Source organism: Allochromatium humboldtianum (assembly GCF_013385175.1).
GTDB lineage: Bacteria > Pseudomonadota > Gammaproteobacteria > Chromatiales > Chromatiaceae > Thermochromatium > Thermochromatium humboldtianum.
Genome location: NZ_JABZEO010000001.1, coordinates 363727 through 384303 on the forward strand (window position 1 = coordinate 363727; position 20577 = coordinate 384303).

Genomic DNA, 20577 nt, shown 5'->3' on the forward strand with positions numbered 1-20577 from the left:
GCTTAGGCGGCGCTCTTCGCGGCCTTGGCGAGCACGATCCGCGCGCCGTCGCTCAGGGTGGCGTCCTGGGCCGAGGCGTGACCGTTGACGGTCAGCTCTTCGTTCGATGACGGGGTGATGTCGGCCGCTGCCAGGGCGTCGGCGACGGTGGCGCCGTCGTTCAGAGCGATCTCAGAAACCGAACCCGGAACGCGAACGATCTTGACGAACATGGTCATGGTGTTTTCTCTCTTTGTTGTGGGTGCTGGGTGGGTGGTGGATGCCCCGAGCGCTCGGGGCTCGGGGCTTGGCGCGTGGGGCTTAGCTCGCGCTCTTAGCTTGCTTGGCGAGGATCAGACGGTCGCCGTCGTTGAGTGGGTGGCCAACGACGACCGGATGACCGTTCACGGAAATCTCTTCCGAGCTGGACGGAGTGATCGAGGCGGCGGTCAGGGCGTCTTCGACGGTGGCGCCTTCAGGCAGGCAGACTTCGGACACGGCGCCTGGGACTCGAACGACCTTTACGAACATCGCGGACATGGGTGTGTCTCCTGTGTTGACGGGCTATGGATGGGGCGTTGAGGGTCAGTGGCTGACGGCGTTGCGCTCGGTACCGCAGACCGAGCAGCGGACGACCGGAGGCTGTTCAGGCTTGGTGGCTTTGCGCGTGGGGTTGTGAACGCGCATCTGAGGCCCGTGGAGGGCGTCCTGCTGGGGGTGCTTACAGGTGCAGGGCTGGATCGTGCAGGGTTGCTTCATGGTGCTTGGCTCTTGGTGCTGAGTGCTGTGCGTTTTGCAGGGCGCACGAAAACGAACGCCGAGCTCTTGGGGCTCGGCGCTGAGTGTGAAGAACGGGGGAGTGGGGCTGCTTAGGCTTCGGTCAGAAGCGTGCGCAGGTGGTCGAGCGTGGTGTCCGGCAGTCCGAGCAGGCGGTTGCGGTCGACGTCAGAGAGCAGCTCCAGGGCATCGTCGACGGGCTCAGTGCGCGGGGGTGCGGTCGAGAGGCCGAGCGCGGTCGCCAGTTCGTTCTTGTTGTAGGGGGCCAGCTTATCCCAGGCTTCTTCGAGGGCGGCTCGGCGTCCGTACGGGAGCGTGAGCAGGATCGCGAGGAGCTGTTGCCAGGTGATGTTGTCGGCCAGCATGTGCCCTGGGATGCGGGCGATGTCGGAACTGCTCAGGTTGAGGTCAGGAATCGGTACGCTCGGCGGGGGCGCTTGGCGCGTGACGCTGAGCGCTTCGGCCAAGGTGCTGAGCGTGTCCTCGTCGGCGTGCTGGAAGACATCGTGGAGGTTGTTCTCGCTGACGATGGCGTCGAGCAGCTCGCCGCACTCGCGCTTGGTGCAGGACTCGACATACTCGGTCGGGTCGATCTCGAAGGTCTCGTCGAACTCGACGTCGAGGCTGACGGTCGTCTCGTAGTCGGAGTAGTAGGCGGTCTTGGTGAAGCTGGGCATGTTACGGCTCTCGCTGAGAATTGAGGGTTTGGAGCTGAGCGTCGAGGGGCTTGGACTTCGCGCTTGGGGCTTGGCGTAACTTCGTAACGGCTAAGTGCTTGGTTTGCTTTGAGAAACACTTGTTACATTTATTTTCTGTTTAGTTGTGAAGTACCTCTTTTGTGATTTCAAAAAATTGTTTTATGGGGAGCAGATGCCAGGGTGAATTCGTAACAGCCACACTCAGTCGACGCCGAGCTGTCTGTACGCCATCTGCACCAGCGCCGCCTGCTTGACGGCGTCGTCTGTCGCGCTATGCGCCACGCCTGGGTTGGGAGGCGCTGGGATCTCGTCGCCGAAGGCGAGATCGAGGATCGTCCTCACTGACCGCGACATGAAGTATTTGAAGGGGAACACGATGTTCTCCTGGTGGAAGGCATCGCGCAGGATCACGACGTCGAAGTCAGGATCTTTGGCCCAGACGCGATGCGGCACCGGGCTGAGCGCCTGGTGCCAGGCGTTGAACCGCGTGAGCGCAGCTCTGAGCGCCTCGTGCGGCCCCGCGAGGAAAGCGTTCTGCGCGTCTTTCGACTGACTCAGCCACCAGAGCACGGTGCTCGGCTCGATCGCGCGACCGGCGCGATGGTTACTCTCCAAGCTGATATTGGCGGCGAAGGTCGAGACGACCTCTCCGGGCTCAGCGCCTAGATCGAAGAAGCAGGCGCCGATCGAGAGCACGGCGGCGCGTGGGCTGGTGCCCATCGTCTCGATGTCGACCATTACTCCGGGCTGGTGCATAACAGGTGCTCGCGTAGTTGCAGGATGCCTTCGCACGTCTGGCGATCGAGACCGGTGACAAACATCAGCTCATCGGCGTTGACGATCCCGTCGAGCAGCTCCAGGAGCGCGGATCTCAGCTCCTGGCACGAGGGCTTGGTCATTGGGTCCGGCATTCGGCGTGGTACTCCTGGATGTCGCGTCGACGGTCGTGGCAGATGTGGGTAGCCAGCTCGTGAATGATCAGATCGAGGTTGTACCGGAGCTTCGGTTTGCGCGAGATCGCGTTGACGAGATCCCGTACCTCCCAGGTTTCCTCGATCTCCTCGCGCATCCGGTCGACGCTTTGGAGGTAGCGGTAGCTCATTGGCCAATCTCCAGGTTGGTGGGCAACGCGCCATGATCTCGGGGGTCGCGCGTGGGCATCCCCAAGGGCGCGTTTTCTATGCGCGGGCGCCAGGCGCTTGGGTCGTAGAAGACAGGGTAGGTAGGGACGTAATCGCGAGCGGCTTCTTTAGGGCTTCGGGTGTAGATCGGGCGCGTGGTCATGTCATGAGGCGAATGTCGATTCATGGTCGTCGTGCAAAGGTTGCGGAACTCGGCGCTTATGCTGCGTGCTCGGCGCTTGGGGCTGCCCTAATACGGGAACCAGTCAAGTTCCTCAGGGTCGATTCTCAGCGCTTGGCACTCGGCGCTGAGGAACCGCTCCAGGATCGTGATGTAGGCACTGACGGTTCGGTTGCTCTGCGTGTAGTGCTCAGGGATCGGCGCGTAGAACTCCACACAACCGGTCTCCCGGTAGTGGTCGAGACATTCATCGGGGGTCATGGGGATCTCCGAGGCCGTCCGTGGCCAGTAGGGTCATTTAGAGTAGTTCTGTGCCCAACCGCCCTCGGCATCGAGCGGCAGGTCAGGTGCCCAGCTCGGTGGCTGGCGCATGATGGCGAGCATCTCGTCCATAGCGCTTGGCGCTCGGTCCGTGGGGGCGATGGCGATGACCTCGTCGTGGGTACTGCCGACGACGGTCACGCCGTCCAGGGCGTCGATCTGGAGCTTCTGCTCGAAGACGATGTGCCGAGCAAGGGACTGCACGATGTTCTCGTCGAAGAGCCCAGGGGTCAGCTTGTGGTGCCCCATGTAGCGCCAGGACTCCGTCTCGTGGTCCCACTTGAGCCCGGTGTAGAGGAGGTGCGTGCCGTTGGGCATCTCGACGCACTCGTGCTTGAGCACCACGGGGCCAAGGACCGTGTGGTTGTTCTCGTCGAGCATGGTCGGAATCAGCTCGCCGAGGGTCTTCCACATGGCCACGATGGCGTGGTTGTTGCGCCGCCAGGTCATGACGGTCTGGTAGGCTTCCTCGTCGGTCATGCGGACGGGTGGGGCACCCATGAAGCCCAGCGCGCAGACGGTCTGGAACTTCTTCCAGCCCATCGAGAACCCGAGACCCAGGGAGAGGAGTTTCCCGAACTGACGTTCGTCCGGGTGCGTCTTCTTCGTCACCTTGTACCCGAAGTGAGCGCTGGCAACGTGTGAGTAGACGTCGCCGCCGTCTCTGAGCACCTGGAGCACGTCTTCCTGTCCGGCGAACCAGGCGTTCACGCGCAGCTCAATGTTCGAGCTGTCGGCGACCAGGACTTGGTACCCAGGCGGGGCTTCGAGGCAGAGCCGGGTGGCCGAGCCTCGCACCAGGTTCTGGACGTTCAAGCCGCCGCCGCCACTCGCCCGCCCGGTATGAGCGCCCCAGTAGTTCTGAAGCATGGGGAGCGTTCCATCTCCGAGCTTGGAGATGTTCTTGAAGCGCTGGGCTCGCTTGATGTCGGAGTTCGACATAGCCGCGAGCTTGGCCTTCCAGACGTGCTCAAGCTCCGGGTGCTGGGCTCTGAACCGGTTGAACTCGATGTCGTTCTTCGAGAACGCCCCGATCTCCTGGCCTTTCTCATTGAGCTTGGTGGGCGGCTCCAGGCCCAGGGTGTCTCGCACATAGGCCGAGAACTGCTGGTTGGATCTCAGCACCGAGGCCGGTACGCCAGAGGCGTCGATCACGCGCTGCTGCTCAGCTTCCAGCTCTTGGAGCCCGGCGCTGATAACCTCGTGGTTGATTCTCAGCACTCCGATCGAGGAGATTCGGCCGGTCAGACTCAAGAGCTTCTTCTCGACGTCCGGGAGCATGGGGTAGAGCAGGCGGTAGATGCCCCAGCAACCCATGACGTCGTTTAGGGCGTAGGAGGCCAGACGGTCGTAGAGATGCATGGGGAGCTGGCGCAGCCCCTTGGTCTCCTTGAGGTCGTCGCCCTTCTCGCCAAGATCCAGGAGCGGCATCAAGCGGGCGAGGTCAGCGTCTCCGCCGATGAGCGCTCGTGCGAGGCCCGCGGTGTCGACGAACTCAGCCGGTCGCACGCCGAACCGGTCGCAGAGAACCAGCGAGTCGAAGTAGGTATGGCTGATGAGCCGGGTGTCGGCCCAGTCGATCTTGGCGACGAAGTCCTGGAGCTGAGCGCCTGGCACCCAGAACGGAGCTTTGCCGTCGTCGAGCACGGCCATGCCGTGGATCAAGAAGCGGGGATCTCGGACGTATTCGACGCTGGAGAGCGTCTTCAAGCTGTAGTCGGAGGCGTAGTGCGTCTCCAGGTCGACGCAGAGTTCGCGCATGGTTGACCTCTATCGTTGCGAGGTGGATCGGAGCGGGGGAGTGTGCGGGGCGGGGGAGTGGGGCTGCCCCAGAAACGAGAAACCCCGCTCGGGGGCGGGGTTCTTGGGGCTTAGGGCGGACGAACCAGTTGGGTTAGGTGGAGTGGAGTGTGTAGAGGTTCATGCTCGCGCATTGCCCCACCGAAACCGCGCGCCAAAGATGGAGATTGTGAGGGAAAGGGCTCAGATGGTCGCGGATGCGGCGAGCATGGCAGGTCGAATCAGTCAGCCGCGAACCCAGCGCACGTTTCTGCATCATCGACCACATCAGGCAGCAGCGGCAAGCCCAATTCCTTGAGGAAGGTGTTGTGCTGCGCTTGGGCGGTTTTGATGGTCGCTTCCACCGCGACCAACTGCCGATGTATCGCGTCAAGATCAATCTCTTCCTCGGCTTCGGCCGTGCTGACATAGCGCGAAATGTTCAGGTTGTAGTCGTTGCGCTCGATCTCGTCCATCGGCACGCGGCGGGAATAGCGATCCGCTTCCCGGCGATACTGATAGGTCTCGACGATCTTGTCGATGTGCTCGGGGTTGAGAACATTCTGGCGCTTGCCTTTCTCGAAGTGCTCGGCGGCGTTGATGAACAGCACATCATCGGGCTTCTTGCACTTCTTGAGCACCAAGATGCAGACGGGGATACCGGTTGAGAAGAACAGGTTGGCCGGAAGGCCGATCACGGTGTCGATATGGCCGTCTTTCAGGAGCTTGGTGCGGATGCGGGCTTCGACGCCACCACGAAACAGCACGCCGTGAGGCAAGATGATCGCCATCGTGCCTTCGTCGCTGAGGAAGTTGAAACCATGCAACAGAAAGGCAAAGTCAGCGGCGGATTTCGGGGCCAGGCCGTGGCTCTTGAAGCGGAAATCCTCGCCCAGCGCCTCGGTCGGCTCCCATTTGTAGCTGAAGGGCGGATTGGCAACGACAGCATCGCACTTGAGCTTTTTGGCCGGGTTCATCTCGTTGAACAGCGGCCAGTCATTGGTGAGTGAATCGCCGTGATAAATCTCAAATTCGGTGTCTTTCAACCCGTGCAGCAGCATGTTCATGCGTGCGAGGTTGTAGGTGGTGATGTTCTTCTCCTGCCCGTAGATTTTGCCGATGCCGTTTGCGCCCATCTCGTGGCGGACGTTGAGCAGGAGCGAGCCGGAGCCGCAGGCGAAGTCGAGCACGGATTTCAGTTGCTTCTTTTTGCCGGTGGCCGGTTCTTGGCTGTCGAGGGTGACGATCCGCGAGAGGATGGTCGAGAGGGTTTGCGGGGTGTAGAACTCTCCGGCTTTTTTGCCCGAACCAGCGGCGAATTGGCCGATCAGGTATTCGTAGGCGTCGCCGAGGATGTCGCTGGCGGTGGAGAATTGCGCGATGCCTTCGGCGATCTTGGTGATGATGGTGCAGAGCTTTTTGTTGCGCTCGGCGGGGGTGCGACCGAGTTTTTCGGAGTTGAGATTGATCTCGGAAAAGAGTCCTTTGAACGCCGCTTCAAAGGATTCGTTTTCGATGTAATCGAAGCACCGCTCCAGCGTTTGCAATAGCTCAGTGTCTTGGGTGCGGGCGCGTTCGTAGAGGCTGCTCCAGAGATAATCGGGATGAATGACATAATGCACGGTGCGGCGCATCTGCTTTTCGAATTCGGGCGCGTCGGCGGCATTGTCGGCGTACCAGAAGGCGAGCGGCGGGCGGCGGTCATCGAGGCGCGTTTTGGGGTAGTCGGGGCCAAGTTCGCGCTGGGCGGCGGTCTCGTAGTTGTCGGAGAGGTAGCGCAAGAACAGGAACGAGAGCATGTAGTCGCGGAAGTCGTCCGCGTTCATCGCGCCGCGTAGCTGGTCGGCGATGCCCCAGAGTGTTTTACCGAGTTGGCTGAGTTGTTCTTTGGTCATCTGTAGCTTTCTCTCCGATGGAGAACCCGGCCAATGAGGATCGTCTCGCCGACGACATCGAACAAAATCCGATAATCGCCGACACGCAGCCGATAGGCCGGTTCGAAATTCGTCAGTTTTTTATATTGGGGACGTCTGGAAAGGCGGCTAATGTTTTAATTGCCGCGTGCAGGCGTTGTTTTTGAGGTGTGTCGATGTGTTGCAAGTCCTTGATCGCGCTTTTTCGCAGTTCAATCCGCATGAGCGAGATAGTCCTCGAATGGGATTGATGATTCATCGCGTGTTGCGTGGAGCGCCTTTAAGTCTTCAAGGTCTTCGATGGAGACGATTTCGGCACCGTCATGCTTGAAGTGTTCGAGTAACCACAACACTTTTTCCGCGAGTTGGTCGTCTTTGATGTTGATGGCGATGTGATGCATGGCGCTGGCTCTTGATTAGGATTGAGACTTTGGAAAAAGCTGTTGCATCAGCCCTTTTTTATGCGTTTTGAGAGCGTCGAGTTTTTCCGTCTGGGCTGCGATGAGGATATCGAAAAAGGAAAGACAGGCGGCGATTTTTTGTTGTTCTCGTAAAGCCGGGGCAACTAGGGTCATTTCTTTGAAGAATGAAGCGCCAATAGTTTTTATAGTATTGCCGACCGCTATTGCCTCAAAGTATGGCTTCATTTTTTGCAGGGCATAGTAAAAAAACCAATTCGACAGTTTTGATTCATGACACTGCCAAGCCATGAAATGTTGACTCACTGCCATTGGAGAGTGAAGAACAGCGCTTTTCCCAACTCCTGCGTCGCGGCTCAAAATTACAGTGCCCGCAGGATGAAGAACTGCTGATGAATTTTTGATGCCGTCTTCGGATATTTCGACTTTAGTGTTAAAGATGTATCCATTATCTAATTTATCTGAATCAGCCAGCGAAACCCAACGTATTCCTCCATTGTAATAATTCGCTATTTTCTTGTTTGGCGTATGCCCTGAACCTCTTTTAGCCATATCTTCAAGACTTTGTTCCTCCCACTCACCAGCCTCCTGAAACTCGGGGAAGCGCAGTCGTGGCACGGTTTCGCCCTCACGGGGGAAAAGCTGTTGCATCAGCCCGAACTTGTAGGCTTTCAAGGCATCGAGTTTGTCAGCTTGCGCGGCGATCAGGGCATCTAGGGAAGAGAGACAAGAGGCGATTTTTTGTTGTTCGAGTAAAGAAGACTTGCCTTTTGGCAAGGGGACCGGCGTAGCTAAGAAATCTCGGTTATCGATGTTCAATGAACCATGAGCGCGTGCACCTATGGTGATGAAATTTTTCAGCCATTTTCCATGTAGATTGTTCAGGAATTGAAAATAAAGAAATTGAGGAAGTGCGCTTTTACGGTCTACTCTAAAGCATGTAAATACGCTATTTGGAACTGCTACCGGCGTAGCTCCTGAATACATATCAATAAAGCCTTCTGGGTAATTTTTAGTAGCACTTTTGTTATATGCAAAATCTTGGTCTTGAATAACAATATAATTGCGATACTGTGCGCCTGCGATTACTTTGCCGAATTTTTCTAATTGAGAAACTAAACCAACGCCAGCGGTTATGCTCATTGGGGTAAGTTTCTTGTGCCCTGCTCTCTCGTTTATTAAGGCAGATATTTCATCGAGTTTTCTTAATTCCCACTCCCCCGCATCCTGAAACTCAGGAAACCGCAACCTCGGTACCAGCCCCGTCTTTTCGTCGCTCATACTATCTTCACTCATACGCCGCCAATCCTGAAATCTCACGCCCACCCGCCTGCTTCTTGAGCAGAGGCGTCAACTCTTCCATCAATGCCCGTTCCGCCTGACCACGCGCTTTCCAGCCGAGACCCAGCGGCGCGAATAGCTCACGGAGTTGCTCGCCGTCGAAGATCAGGCGATCCAGAACCCCGGTCACAAAGCCTTGCAGCGCCTCCCGCGCCAACCCGTGCCGATCCGCCAGGGCGCTCAGTTCGTCCTCCGTTTTCTGCGCTTTAAAGGTCTGGTAGCCCTCACGGATGGCCTGCTCGCTCAAGCCCTTTCCGGCTTCCAGGGCGTTGATGTAGGCCACGATGTCTTCGCGCTCGTCCATCAGGTTGCTGTTGGCGTGCAGCAGACTGATGAGCTGATCGCGGCTCATGGTCTGCTTGCCGGGCGGCTCCTGACTGAAGCGCGCAACCAGATCCATGATGTAGTCATAGTCGATCGTCGCTGAGGAAAAGAGCACGAACTCGAAATCAAGCTGCTCGATGGTCTTCTGGATGTCGTCGCCGTTGCCGCCCGTGCCCTGCTGCGCCTTGAGCCGCTGGGCGGTCTCCAGATACATCCCCTTGAAGCCGCGCAAGGTCTCTTCCGGCAAGTGCTGTTCGATCTGCTCACGTTGCGCGTCGTTCAGGTCGGTGTACTGGTCAAGCTGCGTCTTGAGCCGCTGAATCTCCTTGAAGTGATTGACGAACGCAACCCGCGCTGCATCGCCCTTGAGATTGTTGACCGCCTCCGGCGTGCAGGGCTGCCCCTGCTTGGCCATGAAGGTTTCCAGTTGCTGCACAGCGGCATCGAGCTTTTCGATGACCGTCGGGGCCGGATCAACCAGCCAGATTTTGCGGGCGCGACGACTGTCCTCGCCGGAGAAGAGCGCGATGGCCTCATCCACAGCCTTTTGCTGGGCGCGGAAATCGAGGATGTTGCCGTAAGGCTTGGTGTCGTTGAGCACGCGGTTGGTGCGCGAGAAGGCTTGAATCAGACCGTGATGCTTGAGGGGCTTATCGACATAGAGGGTGTTGAGGTACTGAGAGTCGAAGCCGGTCAGCAACATATCGACCACAATTGTAATGTCGATCTTGTGCTTGTGCGGGTAGTCGCTGTTGGGGTACTTCTGATCTTTGATGCGTTGCTGCACATCCTGATAGTACAGATCGAACTCACTCAACGTGTGGTTGGTGCCATAGCGGGCGTTGTAGTCGGCGATGATCTGCTGTAGGGCGGCTTTCTTCTTCTCAGGCTCCTGCTGGTTGTCGGCCTTTTCCTGCGGTAGGTCTTGCTGCAACTGCTTGACATCCGCATTGCCCTCGGCGGGCGGGGAGAACACGCAGGCAATGTTGAGCGGGCGAAAGTCCGGGGCGGTCGCCTGACGTTCAGCCTGCACCTGCTTGAAGCGCTCGTAATAGGCGATGGCCTCGTTGATGGAGGCGGTAGCCAGCAGGGCGTTGAAGCGGCGCTGGTTGGTCGCGGCATCGTGTTTAGCGAGGATGGCCTCGACGACAGCCGATTGCGCGACGACCGGGCCGGGCTTGACGCTGTTGGGCTTGGTTGGGGCTGGAGCCGGAGCCGGCTGGGCGTCTGCATCACTCGGCGCTTTGGGCTTGCCCTCGGCTTTGAAGTAATCGACATGAAACCGCAGCACGTTGCGATCATCAATGGCGTGGGTGATGGTGTAGGCGTGCAGTTGCTTCTCGAAGATGTCCTTGGTCGTCTTGTAGGAGCCGACCGTGCCGTCGATCTTCTCGTAACTGGCGTTATCATTGAAGATGGGCGTGCCGGTAAAACCGAACAGTTGCGCCTTGGGGAAAAACCCTTTGATGGCCTGATGGTTGTCGCCAAACTGCGAGCGGTGGCATTCGTCGAAGATGATGACCAGGCGCTTGTCGCGCAGCGGGGCGAGCCGTTCCTTGTAGGTCAACTGGCCCTTGTCCTTATGCTGCCGGGCCTTCTTGCTGTTCTCATCCAGCGCCAAGCCGAGCTTCTGAATGGTGGTGACGATCACCTTGTCGGCATAGTCTTCCGAGAGTAAGCGGCGAACCAGAGTCTCGGTGTTGGTGTTCTCCTCGACACAGCCTTCCTGAAACTTGTTGAATTCGATACGGGTCTGGCGGTCGAGATCCTTGCGATCCACCACGAACAGGCATTTCTCGATGTCGGGGTTGTCCTTGAGCAGGGTCGCGGCCTTGAACGAGGTGAGCGTCTTGCCGCTGCCGGTGGTGTGCCAGATATAACCATTGCCCAGACACTCGTGGATGCAGGCAACGATGGCCTTGACGGCATAGATCTGGTAGGGGCGCATGATCAGTAGCCGCTGCTCACTGGCGACCAGAACCATGTACTGGCTCATCATCTGGCCGAGGGTGCACTTCGCTAGAAACTGCTCCGCGAACTCGTCGAGATGGGTGATCTTGCGATTCTCGACATCGGCCCATTGGTAGATCGGTAGAAAACGCTCGTCGGCGTTGAAGGCGAAATGCTGGCTTTGGTTGTTGGCGAAGTAGAAGGTCTGATCGCGGTTGCTGACGATAAAGAGTTGCATGAAGCAGAGCAGCGTGTTGGTGTAGCCGTTGCCGGGATCGTTGCGATACTCGACGATCTGTTCCATCGCGCGGCGCGGGTTGATGCCCAACGTCTTCAGTTCGGCCTGCACCAGCGGTAGACCGTTGATCAGCAGGATGACGTCATAGCGGTGGTGGCTGTTGTCGGTGTTGATGCGCAGTTGGTGAATGACCTCGAAGTCGTTCTTGCACCAGTCCTTGAGGTTGACCAGCATGTAATGCAGTGAGGTGCCGTCCTCGCGCTGAAAGTAGCCGTATTCGCGCAGTCGCTTGGCGGCCTGGAAGACATCGGCGGTGATGATCTCATCGCGGAGGCGTGCGAACTCGGAATCGTTGAGCGTGACGCCGTTGAGCGCCTCGAACTTGGCGCGAAAATTCTGCTCTAGCGCGGCCTTGTCGCGGATGTCGGGGCGATAGGTGTACTTGAGTTCCTGGAGCTTGTCGATCAGCCGCTGTTCGATGGCGCTTTCTTTCAGGGTCATCCGATGTTCTCTCCTTGGCTAAGCGTTTCTCGGCCTACGGCGGCACAGCACATCTTGCCGCCGCTGAAGTCAGGGGCTTCGGAATTGTGGTTAAAGCGGCTGATCGCGACAGAGAGGGATCTGAACCTCGACGCGATTGGGTGCCCGTTGCAGCGGATCCAGACCGGGATAATCGCGAATCATGATCTCCAGCATGTTCGACAGACTGCGATGCTCGCGCTCGGCAGCTTGGCGCAACGCGGCCTTGGTCTCGGGACAGAGGCGGATAGTCAGGGTCTCGGTCTTGCGGGCTGACATAATGGTGCGCGGTCCGGTTTCGCTTGTCGTGCCGCGATAGTACAACAACGGTACGTCCACGGCTAGGCACTAGGGGTGGCGTGTAAGCTGTGAGGATCAATGGACCAGCGGGGGCAGAAGCCACCCCGAAGATAGGGCAGGCAGCCTTTCGGGCCGGGCGACACGTTAAGGACCGGACGTGGCGGTTCCTGTCACCGCTAACCTCGCCGCTATGTTCAACCCGGCGACGGGGCAGGCTGAGGTGAGGCGCGTCTTCAGTGGCGGCGTGCTCGTCCGCTTCAGGCGGGCATCGTGCCGCTGACGCAAGCGCTGTTGCTGGGTTTTTTGGAGGTCGTCTAGCTGACGTTGCGGCTGACCGAACTTGCACAATAATTCGACCCTAGCCTCTTTGCACTCCTCTCTAACCGCTGTTAGATTCTTGCCAAACCGTTAGTTGTGATGGAATTTATCGCCATTTCGCGTTTTATGGCAGATGCCTTTTTCCTGCTAGACTCCGATGGGTTGCGGGTATCAGCGTTAAGCCATGCTTTAATGGTTCCGTTACCCTTGGATGGGTGTGTAAGGTGAACGCATAAAAAGTTTTTTGTCCTGTATGTAACAGCATCAATCTCTTTAAACCCATCAGGGTATAAAAAGCGAAATAAATTCCTACATTGCCGTATGTAAGGGTCTGTCACACCAAGCAAGCACACTAGGTCGACCGATGAAGGAATACTGGAAAGATATTTTTGTGTGCAGTTGGAAATGATCCATGGGATTTCTTTAAAAGATTTAACCATTAATTCGCCAGAGGTTTTGTAGACTTCTCTGCCTTTTTCTAGCGATTCCTTTTCGTCTATTCTTGCGCAACTGCAACGAACAAGCGATGTAAAATAAAATTCTTGTTCTGTTTCTTTGATTTTTTGGTCAGATGTTTCTAATGGAGATAGTAGTTTAACTCGACGCAGAATATCAGTAAGGTTTCTTCGGGTTTCCTGGCCGCCAAATGCGACGTCATCAAAATTGCCGCTTTGATAGATATCTGACTGAGTAGAGCCTTTCGAAAAACCAACAACCATTATTCTCGGATTTCTGCTTCCCCAAGAGCCGGGATCGTTTCTCAGCTTCCATTTTGGATGTGGTTTTATAGTAGCGTCAGGCGAGTTGAAGCAATCACGACAATCCAATCTCCCATGTTTTTGTAGCTCAGTCATTTTGAACTCCTAATTCTTGCAAAGCTAACGAATAAGGTTAGATTCTTCTATCTCGACTTTGGCCATTTTTGGACTCCCACAGCCAGCTAAGTGCTTGAAACTTCGTAGGGGTGGAAAATTAGAGGGGGTCTGGACGCACGAACGCCGGATTTTGACCCCTCGCTATTTTTCTTGCGCCTTGTAAGTTACTGATCAAAAATGAGTTGCTGGTCAGGAAAAATGGCAAAATTCGAGTTCATAAAATGACGTAGATTTATGGGTCGTCTTTGATTTTTTGTTAGGCATTTATTTCAACTTCAATGTCTGAAATTAGTTGGTCAAATTCTGAATTAACTTCAAGAATATATTTCTCAATGGCAACCGTGCGAATGACGCTCTCATCAGTTTCCGCCTCCTTTGCAATACATGAAGCGTATTTGTGATGATTCTTTACTTCTTCTTTCTCTATCAACCAGTCGAAGTCAATGCCATATTTTTCTTTGATCAGCTTTTTTACGCTGTCGTTTGTAAAAACCTCCTTTTCTGGCGGCAGGCATCCCGGAAAAGAATACAGGTGTTCTTCTTTTTTTTGACCAATGTCTGCATCTCTAATCGCGATTGCCTTTTTGCCCGTTCTCAATAAAACCTTGACGGCTTCCCTCACAGCATCTTTGTCGCCGATATCGTGTACAGCAATTGCTTTTAATAATGCCTTGTTTTTTATTCTGATCACTTCTGTTAGTAAAACTTTAGCAAATATGTCTTCGACGCAAACATCTAGCTGCCTAACATAACCGTCAGAAAGGACTGATCGGACTTGACATGAAGATATTCTGTTTCTAATTTCAACTCCATTTTCATCCCGCAACAGCAGTTTTCTAGCTTCTGGCGGTAATGCTTCTATAATTACGCTTGAATGGGTTGATAAAACAATTTGATGATGCCGTCTGTTGCAAACATCTAATAAATATTTTGCAAATTCGTGTTGCGCACTTTCGTGAAGTGACGTTTCAGGTTCTTCTAAGACAAAAAGGCTTTGTTCCGGAGACGTTTCAAGCAAATCAACTGTGTAAAGTATTCTACCTTCTCCGAATCCCATATTATTTTCAGAATACGAATTTCCAAGTCTAGATGCAATTCCAATCTCTAGCTCTTTCCCTCTGTGTGAGACGCCCTGAAAATTTACGCTATCATATTTGTGGCCTATGATTCGCGCCATTTTTGTTACGACATCATTATCTAACTCTCTTTTTTCAGTTATTTTGATATTGATTCCGCCATAAATACTTAAATCTCGCCGTTCAACCTTTGGGATGTAAACTGTAAATCCCACGTAAAAACAGTAGCGCTCTGGCTGTCGTTTATAACCAGACCAAGCAGAACTCGCTCGCGTTATAGTAACTTCCTGCGGCTTTCTATAGTCGTCTGTTTCGTATGTATAGATAATTTTTGCGCTATCTGAAATTGGCTTTGGATCAGCCGGAGATATTGGAAAAAAATCTTTTATATATAGTCTTTTATATTGCACTGATGTTTGTGGTTTTTTGTAACCACAAATTGAAACTTGCCCGATCGTGCTTTTTCCTGCGCCGTTTAAGCCGGTAATTGCAGTTATCGGAAATTCTATTTCGAAGCTTAAATTATCTATTCCACGAAAGCCCTCAATGTCCAGTTTCCGCAAACAGTGCCCAAAGTTTTTATATCTGTTTTTTTCTGAAAACTTTGATTTGAGAGTTCTAGCTATATCTGTCACTCTATATTCCTTTTTGCTTAACAATGAATTTAAAATTAATTAGAATTCTCAGGTCTATACTGTAGTCCGTTTAAACCCATTGCTATAAAAAGCTAGTAGCTGATGGATGGACTCGCCGTCCTCGCCCGAAATCAGCCCAACGTGGACGCTTGCCAGGCTGGCCCGCTTCTTCCGTCGATGCAGTACCTCGTGCCACGTCCACGGAAAGGATAGCCGAACATCCGGATTTTGCCACAACAGCTACGCAACGTGGTTAGGGCAAACAGTGGCGGCGCCTAGTTCCCAGCACGCAGTGCTAGGCGTGTTCGGGGACGTCCACGAGCCAGGATCTTAGATCATCGATCTCGGCGCTTTGGACTAGGGGTCGCGTTCGGCGAGCTGGGTGTTGCCGGTGTTGGCGGTTGTGGAGTAGCGGCAATCCTTTTGCTCTAACGCCAGCTTCAGTCGTGCGCTTTTGGCGCATCGACTGAATTTACCTGTATGTTTAACTTTTGAAATCTTCCGCTTCTTCTCGGTCTATTTCTCGAATTACCCCACATTCGCTGACATCTAACTTCTCTTCAGCGGCTACTTTTTCAAGTTCACGGTATGCGGCTTCTGCGGAATCGTATCCGAATCGAAGTGTTTTGAAGATAGCTGCATCGCTATTTTCAGGGAAATCAATATGGCATATCGCGTAAGGACCAGGGATCATTTTCTACCTACTTCATTAAAGAATCCACCCGCAGAGCGGGTGGGCGTGGATTAACCCCAAAGGTGGGGTTATCTGACCACGCCTATAGGGCGCGGATTTTCATATTACGATCAAACGTTGCGAACATCCAGATTTTGCCACCAGCGCTAGGCGTGTTCGAGCACACTCAAGCCCCAAGCGCGAAGATCATCGATCTCAGCGCTGTGTGCTTAGCTTGAACTCCCAGGCTTCGTCGTCGTACTCGCAGTCGGCGCAGCGCATCCAGGAGGTGTCATTCCAGTGCCACTCCTCGCCTTTGACGGGTTCGGTCTCCAGCCCGTCCTCGGTCTGATGGAGCGTGCAGGTGACCTCGCAATCAACGCGCAGGTTGGTCGAGCCGCACTGGGGGCAGCGGTACTTGGCGCTCGGTGCTTGGTTCATGGCGCTTGGTTCTCGGGGCTTAGGGCTGGGTGCATAGGGCCAGCCACCATTCATAGAGGTCCGGGTCGTCGATCCAGATGTCCTGGAGCGACCACCAGGGGGCGAAGAGGCGTGGGTCTTGGCGCATGGTGCTTGGGGCTTGGTTCTCGGCGCTTGGTGACTCGAAGATATCCGCAGTACCCGCAGTGGTCACAGACCCACTGGTAGTCGGTCCCGCGAGCGAGATGGAAGGTGCCCTGGCCACAATGCCAGCAGCGGCGTTCGACTTGGTCTTCGTGCATGGCGCTTAGCTCTCGGTGCTTGGATCTTGGCGCTTAGGCGGGCCGATGACGGTTCGCGCTCAGCTTGCTTTACAGCCGCTCTGAACCTAACCTTTGGGTTAAACAAAAAGAACAACCGTTGTCAAGTCGGAAACCACTACATCTAGTGCATTCCCGATTAGCAACGTACTACGGAGACCGTGCCGCGACTGTCGCGTGCCATCCCTAACACGCGCGAGGCTCACCATGAACCGCTCAGAAGCCGCCCAAAACATCTGGGAGATGCGTCGATTTCGGCGCGAGGTCACAGCCTCACCCGAAGCCGCCCGCCAAGCCTTGAAAGAGGCTGGTATCATGACTGAAGACGGTCATATCGCTGATCCCTACAAACCCCTGTTCAAACGCCAGCCCACCGGATGTACGGAAGAAGTCCAAGTCTAGTATTCGGGTTTCACGCCGCCACATGCCGAATCACCGGACTAGGACGCGGACGCTGCTCGGCCTGCCAGAGATCATATGCCAACTGTCCCTTGAGCCAACTTTCAGCGCTCGGTCCATCCAACCAGGCTTCCAGCCGTAACGCCAGATCAACACTGATCGCCGCTTTCCCATTCAAAACTCTCGAAAGCGTCACGCGATTGATACCCAACTCCTGAGCCGCCTGCGTCACGGTCAACCCAAGCGCCGGTAAGACATCCTCACGCAACGTCTCGCCAGGATGCGGCGGATTATGCATTCTCGTCATACTCAAACCCCTTCTTGTCTGCGACGTGCATAGCGCTTAGCTCTCGGCGCTTGGGGCGGGGGCATCCTTGATGCTGACCCTCCGCGCCTCACCTCAACGCTCCGCTCGCCAGTCCGCTGGCGTCGAGCGCGGCGCGGAGATGGAGCGGCTCAAGCGCGAGTAAAACCTGAGCGAGTCGTGGCGGCGCCGGGCCTTCAGCGGCACGTCACTACCAACTCCTTACCGCAGGCGTTGACGTACTTGCGCAGTGTGGCTAGCGATGGCGAAGGCTTGCCGGTGGCAAGCGCGCGCTCCAGGCGGGCCACGGCGGGTGCCTGGGTGCCCATGCGCTCAGCCACCTGCGCCTGGGTCAGGCCAGCGGCGCGGCGGGCATTGAGGACGATGTCCAGCCAGAAGAACTCTTCGCGTTCCAGGCGCTCGTATTCGGCGCGAACCTCGGGGTCGCTCAACATTTTCGCGATCATTTCATCGTGCGTCATGGTCGGTGGGGTGCGCTCAGGATTCACGTTTCACCTCCTTCAAACGGGCTTCAGCAATCCGGCGCTCGCGCGGCGGGGTCTTCTCCGACTTCTTTACGAAGCTGTGCAGCATCACGATGCGCCGACCGATCAGGGTGCAATAGAACACGCGAGCGATGCCTTCGGCGCCCTTCATCCGCAGTTCAAACAAGCCATCGCCGAAGGCTTTGGTGTGCGGCTCGCCCAGATTGGGGCCGTTCTCCCGCATCCGCTGGGAATAGCTGATATAGCGCGCCTGCAACGTCGGCGGCAGCGCCAGGATCTCGGCCGCAACGGCATCGCTGTAGTAGTCGATGGTGTAGGTCACGGGGGGAGTATAACAAATCTGTTAAGCCTTGCCCGCTTGACCCTAAGCGCAAAGTGCATAGCTCTCGGCGCTTGGTGCTCCGTCCCTGGAGCAGGTGTGGGCCTTTGGACGTTGCGACAGTGTGACGTTGCACTTGGTACGTTGCGACGGTGTTGCCCGGTTTGACTCCTCGGGCGGGGAGGGTAGTGCTGTGCGCTAGGCGCCAAGCGCCTGGACGACGAGCGTGTCCGGTTTATCGATGAACCAGGTATCTCGGGAGAAGGTCAGGGTGGCATCTTCCAGGTCGAAGGTGCCGAGATCGAGTGCCCGGCTCGTAGCGACGGCTGCGAGCTCACGGTCGGGGTAGCTTTCGAGACAGGCGTTGTGGATCAAGGTACGGGCGGTGAGCGCTGAGATCGGGGTCATGCGCGGTTCTCCTGGGGGTCTGAGAGGTACCAGTCCCCGTCAACGAGCTTGAGCGTAGCGCTTGCGCCGAGCTCGCAGTAGCCAGCGGCTAAGGACTCTTCGGTCAGCCGAATGGCTTCGGTCTCGTTCTGGGTCTCGTGCATCCACCAAGTCTGGATGAGGATGCGTGCTGTTGGCAGGCTGATCTTTCCGGTCATTGGCTTGACTCCGGGGTCTTGGGGTTTAGGGCAAAGCGCTGAAGGCTGAGATGGTGACCGTGCGGGTTTTCCACAGTTCGCAGGTGTCGACGGCGATTGGAGCGTTACGCGGACTGTTACTGGGGCGTAACAGGCGTAACGCTTTCCACCTCAGTATCCTACTGTTTTGGTAAGAGTTGCGTTACGGATGTTACGGACTTGACTGGAGCTGTCACGAAGAGCGTAACGGCCTAAGTTGTTGTTTTTTATTGGTCTTATTTTGTTTGTTTCATTGTTACACTTTTTTTAGATTGAGCTGTGAAACAAGGTTTGTATTTTTAAGGGTTCGCGGGGTAGCAAAAAAATGCAAAAAAACAAAAAATATAAATACGGAAGCGAAACCTCGGAAAAAACGTAACACCGAAACAGGGCGGCGTTGACGTTGACGCTTCGCGTGTGGGGACCGCGCTATGCACTTATACACCCGCTATCTCGACGAGGTGTTTGAGCGGCAGCGTCAGAATGAAGACGCCTGGAGGGAGGCCAACTCGCCGCCGTTGAACCCCTTCGGCGACGACGAAGACGGCTGGTAGCCACCCCATTCGCCGAGCGCCTGGCTCGGAGCGCTTGGAGCCTGGGGTCTGAAACGCCAAAACCCCGCACGATGGCGGGGTTCTGGGGGGCGGTTAGGTCCAATCCTCCTCAGCTCTCAGGGTGGCGAGCTGGGCGAGGGCGCTGATGGGGTCGCGGGCGATCCGCAGCGCTGACTTCTTGGCCGAGTCGATCGCGCCCTGGTAGAGCTCCGCGAAGTCCTGCGGCGCGTCGACGTCGTATGGGCTGGTGTCGCTCCCGATCTCGGCGCTGGGCAGGTGGCGGGCGACGACCTGCATCGCCAGCCGGATCGTCTCCGCCGTGCGCTGGAGGTTGCGGGTTGCGCTCTGGGCCAGCAGGCTCTTCACCGTCGCCTCGGGCAGACCGCTGACGCTCGCCATCGTCTTGAGCGTCGTGTCGTCGGCCTGCTGCTTGCCCTGCTCAGACGTCAGCATGGACGTGAAGGTGTCCTTGAGCGGTTGCGGCTTGTACCCGTGCTGGGCCAGCAGGTTGCGGACGGTCAGCCATTTCCCCAGACTGACCTCGGGCGCTTCCTCCTGCTCCAGCCCAAACGCCTCCAGCGCTTCGAGCTCATCGGCCTCGGCCTGAAGCGACGTCATCAGGTCATTGAGGCCGTCGACGCCCTTGGACGCCAGCTCCTGCTCCTGGCGCAACTTGCTGGCCAGTCGCATGGAGAAGCGGACGACGCGCCCGTTGACCTTCGCCATGAGCGCAAAGCCCGTGAGCTGCTTTACGTCGTCCTCGGCCTCGCACGCCCTGATAAGCGCCTTCTGGGCCAGGTCGCTGCTCTGGCGCTCGGCCTCCATCATGCTGCGCCCTTCGGCCATCGCCTCCATCCGAGTCATCAGGCTGTCCAGCGCGGCGGCTTTGGTGCTGATTTCGTTCGACATTGCTCTAACTCCAGTTGATTGATCGCGCCGATGATTACGATTCGGCGCGTTTGTAATACCTATTTGCCTGCGCGGGCGTATGTACATTGCACCTACACCCGCGCGCCAAGCTCCAAGCTCCAAGCCCCTCGAACCAGGCGCCTCGCTCCAGGCACCTGGCACCGAGCGCCTAGTACCGAGCGCTGGGCGACAAGTCCCTAGGTCCGAGCACCAGGCGCACCCAGGCGGGTTCAGCGTCCGGCCTGTGGGTCTTGCGCAGCAGCCAAGCGCGCTTGTACTGGGCCTCTGGGCTCTCGAAGCGCTGGGCCTTGTAGGCGTACCGCTCTGTGCGTGGCAGGTTCATGCCGCGTCCTCCTCGATGAACAGGTCACCGAAGCCGAGCACCAAGCGCTCAGCGGCCACGGCGAGCTCCTGGTCCTCGGGCTCAGGGCGAAGCTCGACGGCGTCGTTGAGGTCGCCGATGAGCGCGTCGGCCTCGTCGACCTCGATCGCACCGGCATCGAGGAGCTGGGTGATGTGCTCGGCGGTCATCCCGCTGAGGCGCGCAAACAGGCGGATGTCGTCAAAGTTCATGGCACTAAGCCTCCAGACTGGTTGAACGCCGCCCGGACCATTCCGAGCGACACGAACCGAGCCAATGAGCGAAGCGCGACGAACCCAGCACCCAGCACCAAGCACCAAGCACGAGGCGCTAGGGACGAGGACATGACAGGGAAGACGCTTGAAGACAGAAACAAGAAGACGCGCCATCGCTAGGCGCTGAGCCGCCAGAGCCCGGCGCTGAGC

General features: G+C 56.6%; 30 protein-coding genes. 2 read left to right on the forward strand and 28 right to left on the reverse strand.

Annotated features, from left to right (window positions below):
• Positions 1-2: 2 nt before the first annotated feature.
• From HW932_RS01750 to HW932_RS01840, 20 genes are all read right to left on the reverse strand, one after another.
• Complete coding sequence (locus HW932_RS01750; protein ID WP_176974776.1) at positions 3-218, reverse strand: hypothetical protein; 216 nt, start codon at positions 216-218, stop codon at positions 3-5.
• Positions 219-300: 82 nt separating this feature from the next.
• Complete coding sequence (locus HW932_RS01755) at positions 301-519, reverse strand: ubiquitin family protein (protein ID WP_176974777.1); 219 nt, start codon at positions 517-519, stop codon at positions 301-303.
• 45 nt (positions 520-564) lie between these two features.
• Positions 565-738: a hypothetical protein gene (locus tag HW932_RS01760; RefSeq protein ID WP_176974778.1), complete on the reverse strand. Its 174-nt coding sequence runs from the start codon at positions 736-738 to the stop codon at positions 565-567.
• A gap of 110 nt (positions 739-848) precedes the next feature.
• On the reverse strand, positions 849-1433 hold the full coding sequence (locus HW932_RS01765; protein WP_176974779.1) for a hypothetical protein: 585 nt from the start codon (positions 1431-1433) through the stop codon (positions 849-851).
• A 222-nt stretch (positions 1434-1655) separates the two neighbouring features.
• On the reverse strand, positions 1656-2210 hold the full coding sequence (locus HW932_RS01770; protein ID WP_222932180.1) for a 3'-5' exonuclease: 555 nt from the start codon (positions 2208-2210) through the stop codon (positions 1656-1658).
• A complete protein-coding gene (locus tag HW932_RS01775) occupies positions 2192-2365 on the reverse strand; it encodes a hypothetical protein (protein WP_222932181.1) in 174 nt (57 codons plus the stop codon). Before HW932_RS01775 ends, HW932_RS01770 begins: the two co-directional genes overlap by 19 nt.
• Positions 2350-2556 carry a hypothetical protein gene (locus tag HW932_RS01780; protein ID WP_176974782.1) on the reverse strand — a complete coding sequence of 69 codons (207 nt, stop codon included), beginning with the start codon at positions 2554-2556 and terminating at the stop codon, positions 2350-2352. The genes HW932_RS01775 and HW932_RS01780 overlap by 16 nt, the downstream gene beginning before the upstream one ends.
• 269 nt (positions 2557-2825) lie before the next feature.
• A complete protein-coding gene (locus HW932_RS01785) occupies positions 2826-3017 on the reverse strand; it encodes a hypothetical protein (RefSeq protein WP_176974783.1) in 192 nt (63 codons plus the stop codon).
• 33 nt (positions 3018-3050) lie between these two features.
• Positions 3051-4838: a DNA polymerase gene (locus HW932_RS01790; protein WP_176974784.1), complete on the reverse strand. Its 1788-nt coding sequence runs from the start codon at positions 4836-4838 to the stop codon at positions 3051-3053.
• Positions 4839-5098: 260 nt separating this feature from the next.
• Positions 5099-6751, reverse strand: coding sequence for a type I restriction-modification system subunit M (locus HW932_RS01795; RefSeq protein WP_176974785.1), 1653 nt, complete (start codon positions 6749-6751; stop codon positions 5099-5101).
• A complete protein-coding gene (locus HW932_RS22065) occupies positions 6748-6903 on the reverse strand; it encodes a type II toxin-antitoxin system RelE family toxin (protein WP_343046946.1) in 156 nt (51 codons plus the stop codon). The genes HW932_RS01795 and HW932_RS22065 overlap by 4 nt, the downstream gene beginning before the upstream one ends.
• Positions 6864-6992, reverse strand: coding sequence for a hypothetical protein (locus HW932_RS21970; RefSeq protein ID WP_281358168.1), 129 nt, complete (start codon positions 6990-6992; stop codon positions 6864-6866). Before HW932_RS21970 ends, HW932_RS22065 begins: the two co-directional genes overlap by 40 nt.
• A complete protein-coding gene (locus HW932_RS01805) occupies positions 6982-7170 on the reverse strand; it encodes a hypothetical protein (protein ID WP_176974786.1) in 189 nt (62 codons plus the stop codon). Before HW932_RS01805 ends, HW932_RS21970 begins: the two co-directional genes overlap by 11 nt.
• A gap of 15 nt (positions 7171-7185) precedes the next feature.
• Entirely contained in the window at positions 7186-8484 is a 1299-nt protein-coding gene (locus tag HW932_RS01810; protein ID WP_176974787.1) for a restriction endonuclease subunit S, read from the reverse strand.
• Positions 8477-11542, reverse strand: coding sequence for a type I restriction endonuclease subunit R (locus HW932_RS01815; RefSeq protein WP_176974788.1), 3066 nt, complete (start codon positions 11540-11542; stop codon positions 8477-8479). The genes HW932_RS01810 and HW932_RS01815 overlap by 8 nt, the downstream gene beginning before the upstream one ends.
• Positions 11543-11632: 90 nt before the next feature.
• Positions 11633-11839, reverse strand: a complete 207-nt coding sequence (locus HW932_RS01820) for a ribbon-helix-helix protein, CopG family (protein ID WP_176974789.1) — start codon at positions 11837-11839, stop codon at positions 11633-11635.
• 410 nt (positions 11840-12249) lie between these two features.
• Positions 12250-13032 carry a hypothetical protein gene (locus HW932_RS01825; RefSeq protein WP_176974790.1) on the reverse strand — a complete coding sequence of 261 codons (783 nt, stop codon included), beginning with the start codon at positions 13030-13032 and terminating at the stop codon, positions 12250-12252.
• A 277-nt stretch (positions 13033-13309) separates the two neighbouring features.
• On the reverse strand, positions 13310-14764 hold the full coding sequence (locus HW932_RS01830; RefSeq protein WP_176974791.1) for an AAA family ATPase: 1455 nt from the start codon (positions 14762-14764) through the stop codon (positions 13310-13312).
• Between the two features lie 484 nt (positions 14765-15248).
• A complete protein-coding gene (locus tag HW932_RS01835) occupies positions 15249-15458 on the reverse strand; it encodes a hypothetical protein (protein WP_176974792.1) in 210 nt (69 codons plus the stop codon).
• A 195-nt stretch (positions 15459-15653) separates the two neighbouring features.
• The gene (locus HW932_RS01840; protein WP_176974793.1) at positions 15654-15878 is read right to left on the reverse strand and encodes a hypothetical protein; all 225 of its coding nucleotides are present in this window, start codon (positions 15876-15878) and stop codon (positions 15654-15656) included.
• A gap of 506 nt (positions 15879-16384) precedes the next feature.
• On the opposite strand from HW932_RS01840, the gene HW932_RS01845 reads away from it, so the two are divergent.
• Complete coding sequence (locus HW932_RS01845) at positions 16385-16579, forward strand: hypothetical protein (RefSeq protein WP_176974794.1); 195 nt, start codon at positions 16385-16387, stop codon at positions 16577-16579.
• Positions 16580-16589: 10 nt separating this feature from the next.
• On the opposite strand, the gene HW932_RS01850 is transcribed toward HW932_RS01845, so the two are convergent.
• The 5 genes from HW932_RS01850 to HW932_RS01870 all read right to left on the reverse strand — a co-directional run bounded on the left by HW932_RS01850 (position 16590) and on the right by HW932_RS01870 (position 18310).
• Positions 16590-16883, reverse strand: a complete 294-nt coding sequence (locus HW932_RS01850; protein ID WP_176974795.1) for a HigA family addiction module antitoxin — start codon at positions 16881-16883, stop codon at positions 16590-16592.
• A 194-nt stretch (positions 16884-17077) separates the two neighbouring features.
• On the reverse strand, positions 17078-17389 hold the full coding sequence (locus HW932_RS01855) for a helix-turn-helix domain-containing protein (RefSeq protein WP_343046941.1): 312 nt from the start codon (positions 17387-17389) through the stop codon (positions 17078-17080).
• Positions 17379-17708, reverse strand: a complete 330-nt coding sequence (locus HW932_RS01860) for a type II toxin-antitoxin system RelE/ParE family toxin (RefSeq protein WP_176974796.1) — start codon at positions 17706-17708, stop codon at positions 17379-17381. Before HW932_RS01860 ends, HW932_RS01855 begins: the two co-directional genes overlap by 11 nt.
• 195 nt (positions 17709-17903) lie before the next feature.
• Positions 17904-18113 carry a hypothetical protein gene (locus HW932_RS01865; RefSeq protein WP_176974797.1) on the reverse strand — a complete coding sequence of 70 codons (210 nt, stop codon included), beginning with the start codon at positions 18111-18113 and terminating at the stop codon, positions 17904-17906.
• A complete protein-coding gene (locus HW932_RS01870; RefSeq protein WP_176974798.1) occupies positions 18110-18310 on the reverse strand; it encodes a hypothetical protein in 201 nt (66 codons plus the stop codon). The genes HW932_RS01865 and HW932_RS01870 overlap by 4 nt, the downstream gene beginning before the upstream one ends.
• Before the next feature lie 449 nt (positions 18311-18759).
• Here HW932_RS01870 and HW932_RS21975 point away from each other — a divergent pair, with 449 nt between their 5' ends.
• Complete coding sequence (locus tag HW932_RS21975; RefSeq protein WP_281358169.1) at positions 18760-18882, forward strand: hypothetical protein; 123 nt, start codon at positions 18760-18762, stop codon at positions 18880-18882.
• 93 nt (positions 18883-18975) lie between these two features.
• Here the strand turns inward: HW932_RS21975 and HW932_RS01875 are convergent, their stop codons facing one another.
• From HW932_RS01875 to HW932_RS01885, 3 genes are all read right to left on the reverse strand, one after another.
• A complete protein-coding gene (locus HW932_RS01875) occupies positions 18976-19791 on the reverse strand; it encodes a hypothetical protein (RefSeq protein WP_176974799.1) in 816 nt (271 codons plus the stop codon).
• Between the two features lie 169 nt (positions 19792-19960).
• Positions 19961-20134: a hypothetical protein gene (locus HW932_RS01880; protein WP_176974800.1), complete on the reverse strand. Its 174-nt coding sequence runs from the start codon at positions 20132-20134 to the stop codon at positions 19961-19963.
• Positions 20131-20364: a hypothetical protein gene (locus HW932_RS01885; protein ID WP_176974801.1), complete on the reverse strand. Its 234-nt coding sequence runs from the start codon at positions 20362-20364 to the stop codon at positions 20131-20133. Before HW932_RS01885 ends, HW932_RS01880 begins: the two co-directional genes overlap by 4 nt.
• Positions 20365-20577 lie beyond the last annotated feature (213 nt).

Coding starts and splice junctions, on each gene's coding strand:
- HW932_RS01750 (WP_176974776.1), bottom strand. CDS start 218: ATGACCATGTTCGTCAAGATCGTTCGCGTTCCGGGTTCGGTTTCTGAG.
- HW932_RS01755 (WP_176974777.1), bottom strand. CDS start 519: ATGTCCGCGATGTTCGTAAAGGTCGTTCGAGTCCCAGGCGCCGTGTCC.
- HW932_RS01760 (WP_176974778.1), bottom strand. CDS start 738: ATGAAGCAACCCTGCACGATCCAGCCCTGCACCTGTAAGCACCCCCAG.
- HW932_RS01765 (WP_176974779.1), bottom strand. CDS start 1,433: ATGCCCAGCTTCACCAAGACCGCCTACTACTCCGACTACGAGACGACC.
- HW932_RS01770 (WP_222932180.1), bottom strand. CDS start 2,210: ATGCACCAGCCCGGAGTAATGGTCGACATCGAGACGATGGGCACCAGC.
- HW932_RS01775 (WP_222932181.1), bottom strand. CDS start 2,365: ATGCCGGACCCAATGACCAAGCCCTCGTGCCAGGAGCTGAGATCCGCG.
- HW932_RS01780 (WP_176974782.1), bottom strand. CDS start 2,556: ATGAGCTACCGCTACCTCCAAAGCGTCGACCGGATGCGCGAGGAGATC.
- HW932_RS01785 (WP_176974783.1), bottom strand. CDS start 3,017: ATGACCCCCGATGAATGTCTCGACCACTACCGGGAGACCGGTTGTGTG.
- HW932_RS01790 (WP_176974784.1), bottom strand. CDS start 4,838: ATGCGCGAACTCTGCGTCGACCTGGAGACGCACTACGCCTCCGACTAC.
- HW932_RS01795 (WP_176974785.1), bottom strand. CDS start 6,751: ATGACCAAAGAACAACTCAGCCAACTCGGTAAAACACTCTGGGGCATC.
- HW932_RS21970 (WP_281358168.1), bottom strand. CDS start 6,992: ATGCGGATTGAACTGCGAAAAAGCGCGATCAAGGACTTGCAACACATC.
- HW932_RS01805 (WP_176974786.1), bottom strand. CDS start 7,170: ATGCATCACATCGCCATCAACATCAAAGACGACCAACTCGCGGAAAAA.
- HW932_RS01810 (WP_176974787.1), bottom strand. CDS start 8,484: ATGAGTGAAGATAGTATGAGCGACGAAAAGACGGGGCTGGTACCGAGG.
- HW932_RS01815 (WP_176974788.1), bottom strand. CDS start 11,542: ATGACCCTGAAAGAAAGCGCCATCGAACAGCGGCTGATCGACAAGCTC.
- HW932_RS01820 (WP_176974789.1), bottom strand. CDS start 11,839: ATGTCAGCCCGCAAGACCGAGACCCTGACTATCCGCCTCTGTCCCGAG.
- HW932_RS01825 (WP_176974790.1), bottom strand. CDS start 13,032: ATGACTGAGCTACAAAAACATGGGAGATTGGATTGTCGTGATTGCTTC.
- HW932_RS01835 (WP_176974792.1), bottom strand. CDS start 15,458: ATGATCCCTGGTCCTTACGCGATATGCCATATTGATTTCCCTGAAAAT.
- HW932_RS01840 (WP_176974793.1), bottom strand. CDS start 15,878: ATGAACCAAGCACCGAGCGCCAAGTACCGCTGCCCCCAGTGCGGCTCG.
- HW932_RS01845 (WP_176974794.1), top strand. CDS start 16,385: ATGAACCGCTCAGAAGCCGCCCAAAACATCTGGGAGATGCGTCGATTT.
- HW932_RS01850 (WP_176974795.1), bottom strand. CDS start 16,883: ATGACGAGAATGCATAATCCGCCGCATCCTGGCGAGACGTTGCGTGAG.
- HW932_RS01865 (WP_176974797.1), bottom strand. CDS start 18,113: ATGACCCCGATCTCAGCGCTCACCGCCCGTACCTTGATCCACAACGCC.
- HW932_RS01870 (WP_176974798.1), bottom strand. CDS start 18,310: ATGACCGGAAAGATCAGCCTGCCAACAGCACGCATCCTCATCCAGACT.
- HW932_RS21975 (WP_281358169.1), top strand. CDS start 18,760: ATGCACTTATACACCCGCTATCTCGACGAGGTGTTTGAGCGGCAGCGT.
- HW932_RS01875 (WP_176974799.1), bottom strand. CDS start 19,791: ATGTCGAACGAAATCAGCACCAAAGCCGCCGCGCTGGACAGCCTGATG.
- HW932_RS01880 (WP_176974800.1), bottom strand. CDS start 20,134: ATGAACCTGCCACGCACAGAGCGGTACGCCTACAAGGCCCAGCGCTTC.
- HW932_RS01885 (WP_176974801.1), bottom strand. CDS start 20,364: ATGAACTTTGACGACATCCGCCTGTTTGCGCGCCTCAGCGGGATGACC.